Raw genomic sequence first — 13882 nt, forward strand, 5'->3', positions numbered from 1 at the left:
GCTGTCCCAAAAGTATAACTATTAGGGGGCACCTTCTTTTTTATCCATTAAATTAGTCTGTTGATTTCCGCTCCAGGCACGAGCGGTTCGCGGGCGGGCCTGGGGAGCCTCCTCGGCGCTTAAGCGCCTGTGGGGTCTCCCCTGCCCCGTACTCCCGCAGGAGTCTTCGCGCCTTCCGCTCCAATCAACAGAGTGTAAAAAATTTTTCATCAGCCACCTTTTGGGTGAGCCTCCTTATGATTTAATGAGTGTATATCCGATAAAGTAAGAAAGAATTAAAAAACTGCCAATTGCTAATACAATTGAGTATTCTGACATATACATCCCACCCTTTGATTTTGAATTAAAAATATCATAAAGACGAGATGCAGCAAGTGATAAAAATTACACTTTTGTGACTTGGAGGTGAATTCTTTTTGAATAATGCTGGTTAGGAGCGGCCTTTTATTTTCTTCCTCCATTTTTCGATTTGTTTATTCCACTTGTCTTCCCATCTTTGAACTTCATTATGAAAATGTTCTTGATAATTATTTTTTTCTTCTTCCTTTTTCCTTTTTTCAATTAGTGGGCCAATATGCGGAACATTAAAACTTTGGCTCTTAGTGCCCCTTAATGACTCTTCCATCACCTTATTAAAGACAACAGCAGCACCAGTTCTACTAGTCGGAGTAATATAATGGTCAGCATCTGTTTTATCATACCCGACCCAGAACGCACCGACTAATTGAGGAGTATAACCAACAAACCATTGATCCTTCAAGCCATTTATCCCTTTGATTGGCACCTGGGTAGAACCTGTTTTTCCAGCTGTTTCTCTTCCAGGGATTTTTGCTGCTTTTCCGGTTCCTTCTTCCACCACACCAAGCAGCATAGTCGTCATCTTATCCGTTACAGCTTTCGTGGTAACCCTCACCTTTTTTTCTTTCCACTCGGCGGCTACTTTCCCCTCTGGATCAACAATTTTTTTTATCACATGGGCCTTAATTCTGCTTCCTTTATTAGGAAAGACTGAAAATGCTTCGGCCATCTCTAAAGGGGAAACCCCATTATGCAAACCTCCTAGCGCCATTGCTAAATTGTCATCCTCTTTAGCCAGCGGAATACCAAAACGCTTAACAGAATCAGCTCCCTTATCAATTCCTAATTCATTTAAGAGCCACACGGCAGAAACATTTTTTGATTCCTTTAACGCTTCATACATAGGGACCTCACCAGCATACTGGTGATCATAATTACCAGGCTGATAAGACCCAAATTTCATTGGTTCGTCCTTAAGCATATCGGTAATTTTCCAGCCTTCCTCTAGCGCTGGTGTATAAACAGCTATCGGCTTAAAGGATGAGCCCGGCTGTGCCTTTAATTGTGAGGCACGGTTATAACCTCTAAAGATATGCTCCCCTCTTCCGCCAATAATGGCCCTGACACCACCTGTTTTTGGGTCAAGTAAAACCCCGCCGCTCTGGACAAGACGGTCGCTACTTTTAGGAAAAAGGGAATTATTATGATAGGTTTCTTCTATAGCCGATTGCATTTTTGGATCAAGTTCCGTGTAAATTTTGAAGCCGCCTGTTAATAATTCATCCTGTGTAAAACCGTATCGTGTAATGGCCTCATCTAATACTTGATCGACATAATATGGATATTTACCGCGGAACGGATCGCCGCCATTATCATTTAAGACAATCTTTTCATTTTTTGCCTTTTGATACTGACTGTTATTGATATAGCCTTGTTCCTTCATTTCAGCCAAGACTAGATTTCGTCTTTCAGTTGCCTTTTCCATATGCTTATAGGGATTTAGTGCTGATGGTGCCTTAATTAAGCCGGCAAGTAAAGCCGATTCACTGACGGATAAATCCTGGACATTTTTGGCGAAATATTTGCTGGCCGCTTGTTTAATTCCATAGGCGCCGTCGCCAAAATATATTTGGTTCACGTACATTTGCAGGATTTCAGATTTTGAATACTTCCGTTCAACTGCAATTGCTAAAAAAACCTCTTGCATCTTTCTTTTAAAGGTCTTTTCAGACGTAAGAATGGTATTTTTCGTTAATTGCTGTGTAATCGTACTTCCTCCTTCAACCATCCCTCCTGCCCTCAAGTCTCGAAAGAGTGCACGTGCAGTTCCGATTAAATCAACCCCATTATGTTTGTAAAATCGACGATCTTCAATCGCTATAATGGCATTTTTTAAGGAAGCAGGGACTACTTTAATGGGAACCCCCTCATTCTTATTAGCAGACACTTTGCTAGCCATTTTTCCATTAACATCATAAAAAATCGTTGGCTGTGGCAACTCATTCTTTAACCCTGAAATATCTGCATCCTTTGTAAAATAGGAAAGAAAGCCGACAAAGGATAGTATTAAAATCAGTATCAATAAAACAATCACTTGAAACAAATGCCTCTTTTTCAGCTGTTTATAGAGCCCGATTACTTTATTAGTAAATACCACTATGATGACATCCTTTAGCTGTAATCTCTTTTAAAGGTATACTTTCCGGTTATTTATTAGGACTTATAACATCTTTATCAAAAAAAGATGGGCCGAGACCACATCTTTTCGTAATTCTATTATTCACTTTTTACCAGTTCTTTAAAGCGTTGTTTGGAAAGCTTTTCATCGAAGCTTGAAAAGATACGATAGTTTTGATCATCTAGTATCCGAAAATGCTTACTTAAAATATTTTGTTGGAGAATAAAGCTGTTTTTTTGTGAAATTACCCTCCACCAAACTCGGCCTCCAAGCGTTTTTGTTTTCCGAAGATCAATTCCGTTTAGGGCAACTGTTTCTAATACCTCAAGGGGTTCATTTCCAAATAAAAATTGGACCGTCTCCGTTTCTCGGAAAAGGGCACAAATTGCAACAACCGTCGACCAGCCAGCTAAAACCCTCCCCTTTTCAATTTGAACAAGAGTTTTCTTCGAGACACCAATAATATCAGCCATCTTATCCTGTGTATAACCGGCTTCTGCCCTAATTAGACGAAGCTTCTCAGAAACCTGCATAATAATTTCATCCCTGGTCACAGTAAGCCCTTCCTTCAATTTCTTCTAGTGTAATTTTACACAAGATTATTAGAGTATTCAAATTTCAAATTTTATAATTTCCATAACAATAAAAAACTGCTATAAATCACTATAGCAGTTTTAAAATACTTTTATTTTATTTGTGGTGGAATACTGCACTGACTTGAACAAGAACTTTTCAAATCACAGGCGGCGCATTTTCCCTTCTTGGATTTATTTATAAACTTTACTAAAGCCCAGGCTGCATACCCAAAAATAGCCACGCCGATTATGATACTAGCAATCATTCGTTCCACCCCTTCCAGATTTTACATCCAACCAAACAATTTTCCGCCTTGATATATGACCAAGGATAATACATAGGCAATCACAAACGCATATATCATGGCAAAAGCCGTCCATTTTTTAGAACCTGTTTCCTTATAAATCGTTGCCGTCGTTGCTAGACAAGGAATATACAATAGGATAAAGACCATGAAACTATAGGCTGCAAGCGGTGTATAGTAATGAGCCAATAACCCTTGCAGGCTTGCATCATTTGGCACAAAGTAAATAATATTCATCGTTGAAATAATCGCTTCTTTTGCCAGGAAGCCCGTTATTAAGGAAGCAGCTGCCTGCCAGGTGCCAAAGCCAATCGGATCAAAAATAGGTGCGATTATATTACCAATGGCAGCTAAGTAGCTATGATCCATATCCACCTTTAAACCATCAGGACCAGCATAGGATAACAGCCAGATAAAGACCGAACCGGCAAAAATAAATGTTCCAGCCTTTCTAACAAATCCTTTCCCTTTATCCCAAGTACTTCTCCATAATGATTGAAACTGTGGAAGTCTGTACGGAGGTAGTTCAATTACAAATAAAGATGTTTCTAATTTTAGTAGAGTTTTAGAAAAGATTTTCGCTAACGTTAATGCTACCACAATTCCCAACACGTATAGGCTAAGGACGACGAATGCCTTATGCCCTGCAAAAAAAGCCCCTACAAATAAGGCGTATACCGGTAATCTTGCTGAACATGACATTAGTGGTGTTAAAAGGATAGTTAATAGTCTCTCCCTAGGTGTTTCTATTGTTCTAGCAGCCATAATCCCAGGTACATTACAGCCAAAGCCGATCATCATCGGGATAAACGCTTTGCCATTTAATCCTACCGATTCCATTATGCGGTCCATTACAAGGGCAACACGTGCCATGTAACCTGAGTCTTCTAATAAGGAAATAAACAAGAAAAGTATAAAAATTTGCGGTACAAACACTAGTACGCCGCCAACACCTGCTACTAATCCTTCAATAATTAAGGCGTGAATAAAATCTGAGGCATGAATCGCACTCAAGACTGCCTCAAAGCCTGTAGTAACTGGTCCAGTTAGAAAGGCATCAAGTATATCAGAAAGTGGTGTTCCCAGCCAATCAAATGTCAGCATAAACATGAAATACATTAGCAAAAGAAAAATAGGCATCCCTAGAAAGCGATTTGTTACTATGCTATCAATTTTTTCAGAAAGTGGTAAACCTGAGTGACTTTTGCTTGCTGCATCCGCAACGATTTTTTCAATCACTTCTCTTCGTTTTAAATAAATATAATTGGCAAGTGACTTTTTATCCAACTGTGCTTGCAGCTTGTTTTCCAAGTTGTTTACAATATCGTTTATCCTTTGAGGATTGGCAATACTGTTAACATAATTTCGAACGTATTGATTCCCCTCAAAATATTGAATGGCTAGAAAACGTGTAGAGTGGCTGGTCTTACCCGTTATTTCTCCGGTAATGGCAGAAATTCCCTCCTCGACTTCTTTACCATAATAGACAAGATGTTTATTCACAGGCTGAATTGATTTTGTAGAGATTACATCAACAAGCTTGTCACAACCTTTTCCGCTTCGGGCCACTACAGGCACAACTGGAACGCCAAGTCCCTCAGCAAGCTTAGAGGCATCAATATGAATACCCCGTTTATTAGCAACATCAATCATATTTAAACCTATAAGTGCAGGCTTCTCAAACTCGAGCAATTGCAACGTTAAATGTAAATTACGTTCTAATTGGGATGCATCTAATATATTTAATAATCGGTCAACGGATTCATTCAAAAAGAAAGAGGTAACAACCCCCTCATCCTTTGATAAAGGGTTAAGAGTATATACTCCAGGTAAATCTATTAATTGTCCAATATTATTCTTGAAAACGCCGACTTTCTTTTCAACTGTTACACCGCTCCAGTTACCAACATACTCATAGGAACCTGTTAAATTATTAAATAATGAGGTTTTTCCAGTATTCGGGTTTCCAATTAGAGCGATTTCCATTATATTCTCTCCACTTCAATCTGAACTGCTTCTTTCCGGCGCAGTCCAACACACTGGCCGCATGATTCTATCATAATCGGTCCGCCAAATGGCATCACACATTTTACACAGACTTCAGATCCTTCAGTTATTCCTAAATCGAGTAAGCGTCTTTGAACGAGGTGACCAACATGAGAAAGATCAATTATTTTCCCTTTATCTCCTGCTTTTAAAGCTCCAAACATGTATATCACCCTATCTAAGTTAATTGAGAATGATTATCTTTCTAAATGTATTTTAACACTTTTTTGAGTTAATAAGCATAATAAATTTGACAAAAGTTCGAAAAAAAATCTTAAAATGCAAAAAAAAAGGAAAAGATAATCCTTTCCTTTTCTTCGTTCTTATAGACTTTTTTGCAGAACCATCTTCTTTGGTAGTGCACTAATTAACAAAACGGTGATGATTGCACTTATGATGAAATTCGGCAGCATATAAGTTCCATTATAAAGTAATGAGTAGATAGCTACCGGCTGGCCTTTAGGAGCATACTCTCCGAAAAAGGCAATTCCGGAAATCACATGGCAAATATATCTTAGCGCACTTCCCAAAAATGCCCCAGTTATTACGTACGTCATCCATTTTCCTTTGTTCTGTTCATTCAGTGCTTTTTTGATCGCTGAAGCAAAAATCCCTGAGGCTCCAACTACTGTGAAAGCAATAAAATAATCAATAATTCCTTGAACAATCGTATAAACTTGTGAAAATCCCATAATAAACTGAAGTAACCCTAATAAAAAGCCTGTTAAAAGTCCGCCTTTAATCCCCCAGCGATAGGCAATCAGAAATATTGGTACCATCGCAATGGATATGGAACCACCCTGCGGCCAAATTTTTAAAGAAACAATCCCCGCTACGAAATCTAATAAATAAGCAAGCGCAGTAAATACAGCAACCTCTGCGATAAATAATGTATTACTTCTCGTTTGATACACCAACTTCTCCCCCTTTATCTAATTGGAACCTCTTGATCTCTTCCCATAGACTATATGGCACCCGTAAATAGAAGAAAAAAAGCAATCCAGACAAGGAATGTCTGAATTGCTTTTGTATTTAGCAAACCACATCCCTACGCTAGTGTTAACTAACAGGTTCATAGGGTCAGAACTTGGTCGTTCACTCTCAGCCGCATAAAAAGCAGCTCCCCCTGTGGAAGTATTCAATTGTTATCCATAAAAAATATACTACTCTTCCTCTAATTAAACAAGATTTTTATTTTAGGGAATGTTATCAATTTCCTTCTAAATGATTAATAATTAACAACATTTTACTAGGTAAAAAATTTTTCTACAATTTTATAAAGGATTTTTACAATCATCAGCGAATTATCATGGTAATCAGTTGGTTAAAACCAATAGGGGGAAACAACATGTCTACGGGAGAACAAACGGATTTAGTCGCCTTTTTTGCGCATAACAAACAGCAATTAGTACAAGAATGGGAAGAAACAATAATGATTTACCAGGGTGATCCCTTTAAAGGTAAAATTCGTGAAAATGCCGAAGCCCTATTAGATGTCATTCTTACCATGCATACCTTATCAAAGGAAGAATTATTAAATGTTATTGAAAAGATTGCCATTGATATTTCAAAGGAACGAGTTTTGGCAGACATTAACATTGGTGATTTTGTTTACAATGTCAATACCGGCCGGACCGTTTTATATAGCTATTTAAGTAAAACAGGACTCACATGGTCCGACCTGCAGAAATCGATTAATGATATTAATTTCTGTTTTGATAAATTTTTATATTTTGCCGTATCCCATTATTCGGAAGCAAAAAATAAAATTATTGAAGAAAAGACGATGTTTATTGATTCAACCCACCAAGATCGCTTAACACTACTCGGCCAAATGACCTCAAGCTTTATTCATGAATTTAGAAACCCGCTTACATCAGTACAAGGATTTATACAATTACTAAAAGCTGATTATCCAAATATGCGATATTTAGATATTATTTCAAGCGAATTAGATCAGCTTAATTTTCGGATCTCACAGTTTTTGCTGCTTTCAAAAAAAGAGCTGATTGGCAAGGAAAAGGTTTACTTCAAATTAAATAACTTAATAGATGAGGTTTTAAATTTCCTCTACCCGAGCATTTTAGATGGTAAAGTTAAGATTCAAAATCATTTGACCGGTGATTTCACCTTGATTGGCTATGCAGATGAAATAAGACAAGTTTTTATCAATATCATTTTCAATGCGATTGATGTTTTGAATCATCATGAGGTAACCAATCCAACCATTGAGATCATAAGTTCATTAGAAGACAATACAACGATTAAAATAAGTATCTCAAATAATGGACCTGTCATTCCTTCCGAATTGCATAAAACCATTTTTGAACCTTTTTTCACTACAAAAAAATTAGGAACAGGCCTGGGGCTCTTTGTCTGTAAAGAAATAATTGAAAAACATAAAGGAAAATTAACCTGTGACTCTTCACAGGATAAAACCACCTTTTCCATTTTCTTACCAGTAGCATTAGACCAATTAGACGACCAAGAAATTACTCTATAGTAACATCATCAAATCCCCTTTTTAATAAGCAGGGATTTTTTTCTTTTAGTTTCATCTCCCGTTCCGGGCCGACTGCGCATATGATGTACCAAAAATCATCATCGGGAGAATGGGCCAATGTTTACATTAAAAGTAGATCATGAAATCGAGCTTCAATTGTTTCAACCGCATCACTCTCTAACGTTATTTCAACTTATTGAGGAGAATCGCGAACATTTGCGGGAATGGATGCCCTGGGTGGATAGTATGACCGCTCCGTATCAAGTTGAAACGGTTATTCCCATATGGCTTAATCAATTTGCCGAGAACAGCGGCCTGAATGTGGGGATTCTATATCGAGGTGAACTTGTCGGCTCCCTGGGTTTACACCAGATTGATTGGTATAACAGTATGGCAAGCATCGGTTATTATTTAGCAAAAAAAGCGGAAGGTCATGGAGTTATTACTCGTTCCGTTAAAGCACTGCTGAATTATTGCTTTTTCCAATTAGGTTTAAACCGGATTGAAATTCGCTGCGGGGTAAAAAATAAAAAAAGCCGGGCCATCCCAGAACGTCTAAGGTTTGTTAGAGAAGGGACAGTCCGAGATGGAGAACATTTAAATGGACATTTTCATGACCTCATTGTTTATAGCATGCTGGCGCGGGAATGGAATCCTGTTCAGATTTAATAATCAACATACCATAATCAAGCAGCCAGAATGGCTGTTTTTTTGTTAAATGAAAGCTTATTTGCTATTAAGAATCATTTTTGAAATAATATAAGGAAACTTGGCAATTTGAAAAAGTTAGAAGTTAGAATTTAGATTTATCGGGAATAATCATGACATAGAGTAAAAAGTAAGTGAGGTGGCATGCCTTACCCTTTGTAAGGTGCTAAATGATTTGGATGAACGTTTTAATTATTGTGATCCTAATTACCTTTACCGCATTTTTTGTCGCGTCTGAATTTGCTATGGTTAAGGTACGAACGACTAGAATAGATCAATTAATTGCAGAGGGCAATAAAAAAGCGGAAGCAGCCAAAAAGGTCATTTCTAATTTAGATGGGTATTTATCAGCCACTCAGGTCGGAATTACGATTATATCTTTAATCCTAGGCTGGTTGGGAGAGCCAACCGTCCGCGGAATTTTAGAACCAGTTTTCAGGTGGATTCAGTTACCGCTATCATTGAAACAAGTGATCTCTTTTATTCTTGCCTTTTCTATCATTACCTTTTTCAATGTTGTGATTGGTGAGCTGGCTCCAAAAACGTTTGCCATTCAAAAGTCAGAACAAATAATTATGCTTTTTGCAACACCATTGATACTTTTTTACCGGTTGATGTACCCTTTTATCTGGATCCTTAATCGGTCTGCTCGGTTTGTAACGGGCCTGTTCGGAATTAAACCAACTTCAGAGCAAGAGATTGTTTTATCTGAGGAAGAACTTCGTCTGATCCTGTCACAAAGCTATGAAAGCGGCGAAATCAATCATTCCGAATATAGTTATATGAATAATATTTTTGAATTTGACGATCGAATCGCGAAGGAAATAATGGTACCAAGAACAGAAATCATCACCCTTTCAAAAGATGCCTCGATGGATGAGATTATCAACATTGTCCGCGAGGAAAAATATACCCGGTATCCCCTTATTGACGGAGATAAAGATAATATCCTAGGCGTAGTAAATATTAAAGAGGTCCTTACCGATTGTATTCAGCAAAAATGTACAGGGGAACAGCCTCTTCTCCCCTATATTAAACCCGTGATCCATGTAATTGAAAATATCCCAATCCAGGAGCTTTTAGTGAAATTACAAAAGAACCGCTCTCATATGGCGGTGTTATCCGATGAATATGGAGGAACGGCTGGAATTGTCACTGTTGAAGATATTCTTGAGGAAATAGTCGGAGAGATTCGTGATGAATTTGATCTCGATGAGCTTCCACTTATTCAAAAAAAGGGAGAGAATCATTACATTTTGGATGGGAAAGTCCTAATCAGTGAGGTAAACGATCTTCTGGGAACGACACTTGAAGAAGAGGAAGTAGACACAATTGGCGGGTGGTTTTTAACTCAAAAGTTTGATGTCAAAAAAGGGGATTCGATTGACATGGAAGGCTTCACTTTTCAAATAAAAGAAAATGAAGGTCATCATATCGTATTTATTGAAGTCAGTAAGAATAATCACAGCGCCTCCGAATAATGGGGCGTTATTCTTTATGCATCATTTTTGTAATATTTAATTTTTTCGTTCATACTTACTGTTTTTTTCCATAAAATATGAGTATAAACTACTAACTAAACTAGAACGTTTGACTGTACGGTTTAATTTCTTTATAATTATTATTAATTTGTAAAATGTAGAGGTGGTATGATGGGGCTGTTTATCGGATTGGTGAAATAGCAGAAATTGCGCATTTGTCAAAACGCACGATTGACTATTATACGTCTATTGGCTTGTTAAAGGCAGAACGCTCTAAATCAAATTACCGCATTTATTCGGATGAAGCATTGGATGATTTGAAATTTATAGAGGAATGCAAATGTCTGCACTTTCCATTAGACGAGATTAAAAGAAAACTAGAGATGCGCAAAGAAAAAAACCTTCGTGAATCTGAGGTTGAAAAGCATGTAAGTGCTGTAACGCAGCAAATGAAACAGTTGCACAGCGACTTGTTTGACCTCATCCCTATTTTAGAAAAATTGGATGAGGAACAGAAAGAAAAGCTGACAAACAATCTTAGTCTGCTTAGAGCAGTTCTAATGAAATCACTTTTAAGTGTTACGACTTAACTTTTTTAAATAACTGGGAGGTGACACCTTACCCGTCTAACAACGGGATAAGGGAACTTATTTGGACATATTTAACTTGGTTATTATAGCCATTTTAATTGCCTTAACTGCCTTTTTTGTAACTTCGGAATTTGCAATTGTCAAAATTAGAAGTTCAAGAATTGATCAGTTAATTGAAGAAGGAAATTCGAAGGCAGTACCGGCAAAAAAAGTAATATCGAATTTAGATGAGTATTTATCTGCCTGTCAATTAGGTATTACGATAACTGCATTAGGATTAGGCTGGATTGGGGAATCGACCATTGAACATATTCTAGGTCCGCTTTTTCTAAAACTTAACGTCCCTGAGAGCGTGACTCAAATATTATCGGTCGGAATTGCTTTTGCTCTAATTACCTTCCTGCATGTAGTTGTTGGAGAATTGGCTCCTAAGACACTTGCTATTCAAAAAGCAGAGCTAATTACCTTGCTTGTATCGCGTCCGCTTATCATGTTTTACAAAATTATGTACCCTTTCATTTGGGTATTAAATAATTCTGCTCGGATTGTTTCCAGTATTTTCGGGCTAAAGCCGGTATCGGAAAATGAAATTGCCCATACTGAGGAAGAACTTCGAATTATCCTGTCTGAAAGCTATAAAAGTGGCGAAATTAACCAATCAGAGTTTAAGTATGTAAATAAAATTTTTGAATTTGACAATCGGATTGCCAAAGAAATCATGGTACCTCGAACCGAGATGGTTTCTTTATCAAAAGACGATTCATTAGAAACCTTTCTCCAGGTCTTACGTGAAGAAAAATTCACACGATATCCTGTTATTGATGGAGATAAAGACCATATTATTGGTTTAATCAATATCAAAGAAATCATGACTGATTTAATAGGCAATGAAAATCTTTCATCACAAACACTAGAAAGTTATACACGTCCAATTATTAGAGTAATAGAAACGATACCAATTCATGACTTATTAGTGAAGATGCAAAAAGACCGTGTTCATATGGCTGTCTTAATGGATGAATATGGTGGTACTTCAGGAGTTGTTACGGTCGAGGATATCCTCGAGGAAATTGTTGGTGAAATTCGAGATGAATTTGATATGGATGAGATTCCAGAGATCCGTAAGGTAAAGGAAAATCACTACATCATCGATTCAAAGGTTTTAGTTAGTGAGATTAATGATTTATTAGGGGTTGAAATTGATGATGAAGATGTCGATACAATCGGCGGTTGGATTCTAACCGAAAATTACGAAGCCAAAGAAGGAGACATCATTCTTCACGATTCATATAGCTTTAAAATTCTCGATATGGAAGAGCATCATATCAAGTACATTGAAGTATCAAAATATGCAAATAACGAGGAATCAACTTCCCCACAAGTACCAGTAACAAATTCAGAAGTCCTTTCATAGAAAATAGGCCGAATCTATCGGTCTATTTTTTTGGGCTTTAATCAAAATAAAAGGAGGCTGACCCAAAAGGTGATTGATGAATAATTTTTGCACACTCTGTTGATTGGAGCGGAAGGCGCGAAGACTCCTGCGGGAGTACGGGGCAGGGGAGACACCGCAGGAGCGAAGCGACGAGGAGGCTTCCCGTTCCGCCCGCGGAAAGCGAAGCGCCTGGAGCGGAAATCAACAGACTAAAAAAAGAAGGTGACCCTAAAAGTTATACTTTTGGGACACCTTCTCCGCTTATCATTATCTGTTTATTGAAATAATCATTTCTTCTTCTAGCTTTGCTATTTTAACTAAATGAGAATCCAGGCGGCGATTAACATGCTGAAGCTCATTGCTATGTGACTCCTCAATTCGCTGAAGTGAATCTTTAATATCTGACAAATCAATTTGATTTACTTCCACTCTATGTTCAATACTATCCATTTTTTCTAAACGTGAGAGCCTTTTTTCAATGGTTTCCAATGTAGTGTTAATGTTTGAATTAAGCTTTTTAAATCCAGTTCGTTCTCAGGTAATTTTACAAATTCTTTTTCCATTGAACAAACCTCCCTTCCTTTAATACTTATATCTTAACATCATTTCCACTATTATTATGTTACAAAAACAGCACAGTCTTTGTGCCTTTTTATTCCTTTGAATGTTCTGAAACAAAAAATGAACATTTATTTAATTATAAATTGAATGTGTCTGTCTATTATCACATTATTTCTTCTATGATTATTGTAATCTTACCTTATAAGGTATTGTGATTCTTACATTTTTATCTTTAACTTCTTCCTTATACCGGGTTAGTAAATTAAAAAGGTTGGTGTAAAAATATGCTCATATCGATTGATGAAAAAGCTGCATTGTGGTTCATGAAGGAATTTGAAATGAATAAGCCAATCAATATTCGTCTATTTCCCCAATATGCCGGTTTCGGAGAAAAGAATAAAGGTTTTAGTCTTGCTTTCTCAGCTGAGCGTCCTGCAAATGTCGGTTACACACAAGAAATGAACGGAATAACCTTTTATGTAGATGGAAATGACACTTGGTTTTTTGAGGATACCGAGACATACTTATCTTTTAATGAAGTAATTGAGGAAATTCAGGTTAACTATAAGGAAACACCAGCGATTCAGTAAAAAATAAAAGACCAGCCGTTTTAAAATGGCTGGTCTTTTATTCTCCGGCTAGTTTACTTGCTTACCTAGGGTCGGAGCAAATAATTTTGCACTTTCAAAAGCTTTTCCAAGTTTTTCTTCACCTTGCGCGAAAAGATCATCGCCTGCAGTAAGTGAAGGTGTATCTTTCTTTAATTCATCTGCTTTTGCTTGATAGGATGCAGAATAGTCCTTTAATGCTGCCTCAAGATCAACTTTTTGATCCTTAAGCCCTGCAGGAACTTGAATATTGTTTAATTCTTCAGCAACGGCAGCAGCAGATTCACTCGCTTTTGTCTTCTCCTCAACAGTTGGCAATTCCTCAGACGTCGCATCTTCCTTAGTCGCTTTTGCCATATATGAATTTAAATCAGCATCTTTTGCATTAACCTTATTGCCAAGTTCCATATAAAATTTAACTAATTCCTTCTTAACATCGACTTTAGTGGCAGCTGTTTCTTTCGTTGTTTCCTTATTGTCTGTTTTTGACTCGTCATTTGCTGAACAAGCAGCTAACCCTATGGCCATTGTTAAGGCAGATAATGATAATAAAAATTTCTTCATCGGTTTTCCCCCATTGATCTCTATTTAACG

General features: G+C 37.3%; 14 protein-coding genes and 1 riboswitch. Of the genes, 6 read left to right on the forward strand and 8 right to left on the reverse strand.

The features are described 5' to 3' along the window. Positions 1-430 precede the first annotated feature (430 nt). From ACZ9EE_RS10315 to thiT, 6 genes are all read right to left on the reverse strand, one after another. Positions 431-2455: a transglycosylase domain-containing protein gene (locus tag ACZ9EE_RS10315; RefSeq protein WP_476026768.1), complete on the reverse strand. Its 2025-nt coding sequence runs from the start codon at positions 2453-2455 to the stop codon at positions 431-433. 119 nt (positions 2456-2574) lie between these two features. After that, positions 2575-3030 carry a helix-turn-helix transcriptional regulator gene (locus ACZ9EE_RS10320; RefSeq protein ID WP_476026770.1) on the reverse strand — a complete coding sequence of 152 codons (456 nt, stop codon included), beginning with the start codon at positions 3028-3030 and terminating at the stop codon, positions 2575-2577. A 131-nt stretch (positions 3031-3161) separates the two neighbouring features. After that, entirely contained in the window at positions 3162-3317 is a 156-nt protein-coding gene (locus ACZ9EE_RS10325; RefSeq protein ID WP_476026772.1) for a FeoB-associated Cys-rich membrane protein, read from the reverse strand. Between the two features lie 21 nt (positions 3318-3338). Beyond that, positions 3339-5342 (reverse strand): ferrous iron transport protein B, encoded by a 2004-nt coding sequence (gene feoB, locus ACZ9EE_RS10330; protein WP_476026774.1) that lies wholly within the window; start codon positions 5340-5342, stop codon positions 3339-3341. Then, positions 5342-5566 (reverse strand): FeoA family protein, encoded by a 225-nt coding sequence (locus ACZ9EE_RS10335; protein ID WP_476026776.1) that lies wholly within the window; start codon positions 5564-5566, stop codon positions 5342-5344. The genes feoB and ACZ9EE_RS10335 overlap by 1 nt, the downstream gene beginning before the upstream one ends. 159 nt (positions 5567-5725) lie before the next feature. Continuing rightward, positions 5726-6316, reverse strand: a complete 591-nt coding sequence (gene thiT, locus ACZ9EE_RS10340; protein WP_476026778.1) for an energy-coupled thiamine transporter ThiT — start codon at positions 6314-6316, stop codon at positions 5726-5728. A gap of 114 nt (positions 6317-6430) precedes the next feature. Then, a riboswitch (TPP riboswitch) is annotated at positions 6431-6539 on the reverse strand. 211 nt (positions 6540-6750) lie between these two features. Here thiT and ACZ9EE_RS10345 point away from each other — a divergent pair. The 5 genes from ACZ9EE_RS10345 to ACZ9EE_RS10365 all read left to right on the forward strand — a co-directional run bounded on the left by ACZ9EE_RS10345 (position 6751) and on the right by ACZ9EE_RS10365 (position 12098). Continuing rightward, entirely contained in the window at positions 6751-7905 is a 1155-nt protein-coding gene (locus ACZ9EE_RS10345; protein ID WP_476026780.1) for a histidine kinase N-terminal domain-containing protein, read from the forward strand. Positions 7906-8022: 117 nt separating this feature from the next. After that, a complete protein-coding gene (locus ACZ9EE_RS10350; protein ID WP_476026782.1) occupies positions 8023-8574 on the forward strand; it encodes a GNAT family N-acetyltransferase in 552 nt (183 codons plus the stop codon). A gap of 209 nt (positions 8575-8783) precedes the next feature. Then, the gene (locus ACZ9EE_RS10355) at positions 8784-10094 is read left to right on the forward strand and encodes a hemolysin family protein (RefSeq protein WP_476026784.1); all 1311 of its coding nucleotides are present in this window, start codon (positions 8784-8786) and stop codon (positions 10092-10094) included. Positions 10095-10282: 188 nt separating this feature from the next. Next, positions 10283-10684 carry a MerR family transcriptional regulator gene (locus ACZ9EE_RS10360; RefSeq protein ID WP_476032922.1) on the forward strand — a complete coding sequence of 134 codons (402 nt, stop codon included), beginning with the start codon at positions 10283-10285 and terminating at the stop codon, positions 10682-10684. Positions 10685-10745: 61 nt separating this feature from the next. Continuing rightward, positions 10746-12098, forward strand: a complete 1353-nt coding sequence (locus ACZ9EE_RS10365) for a hemolysin family protein (protein ID WP_476026786.1) — start codon at positions 10746-10748, stop codon at positions 12096-12098. A 288-nt stretch (positions 12099-12386) separates the two neighbouring features. Here the strand turns inward: ACZ9EE_RS10365 and ACZ9EE_RS10370 are convergent, their stop codons facing one another. Continuing rightward, complete coding sequence (locus ACZ9EE_RS10370; RefSeq protein ID WP_476026788.1) at positions 12387-12608, reverse strand: hypothetical protein; 222 nt, start codon at positions 12606-12608, stop codon at positions 12387-12389. Positions 12609-13003: 395 nt separating this feature from the next. On the opposite strand from ACZ9EE_RS10370, the gene ACZ9EE_RS10375 reads away from it, so the two are divergent. Continuing rightward, the gene (locus tag ACZ9EE_RS10375) at positions 13004-13270 is read left to right on the forward strand and encodes a hypothetical protein (RefSeq protein ID WP_476026790.1); all 267 of its coding nucleotides are present in this window, start codon (positions 13004-13006) and stop codon (positions 13268-13270) included. Between the two features lie 48 nt (positions 13271-13318). On the opposite strand, the gene ACZ9EE_RS10380 is transcribed toward ACZ9EE_RS10375, so the two are convergent. Continuing rightward, positions 13319-13852, reverse strand: coding sequence for a hypothetical protein (locus ACZ9EE_RS10380; RefSeq protein WP_476026792.1), 534 nt, complete (start codon positions 13850-13852; stop codon positions 13319-13321). Positions 13853-13882: the final 30 nt, after the last annotated feature.

It is taken from the genome of Bacillus sp. URHA0034 (genome assembly GCF_056280405.1).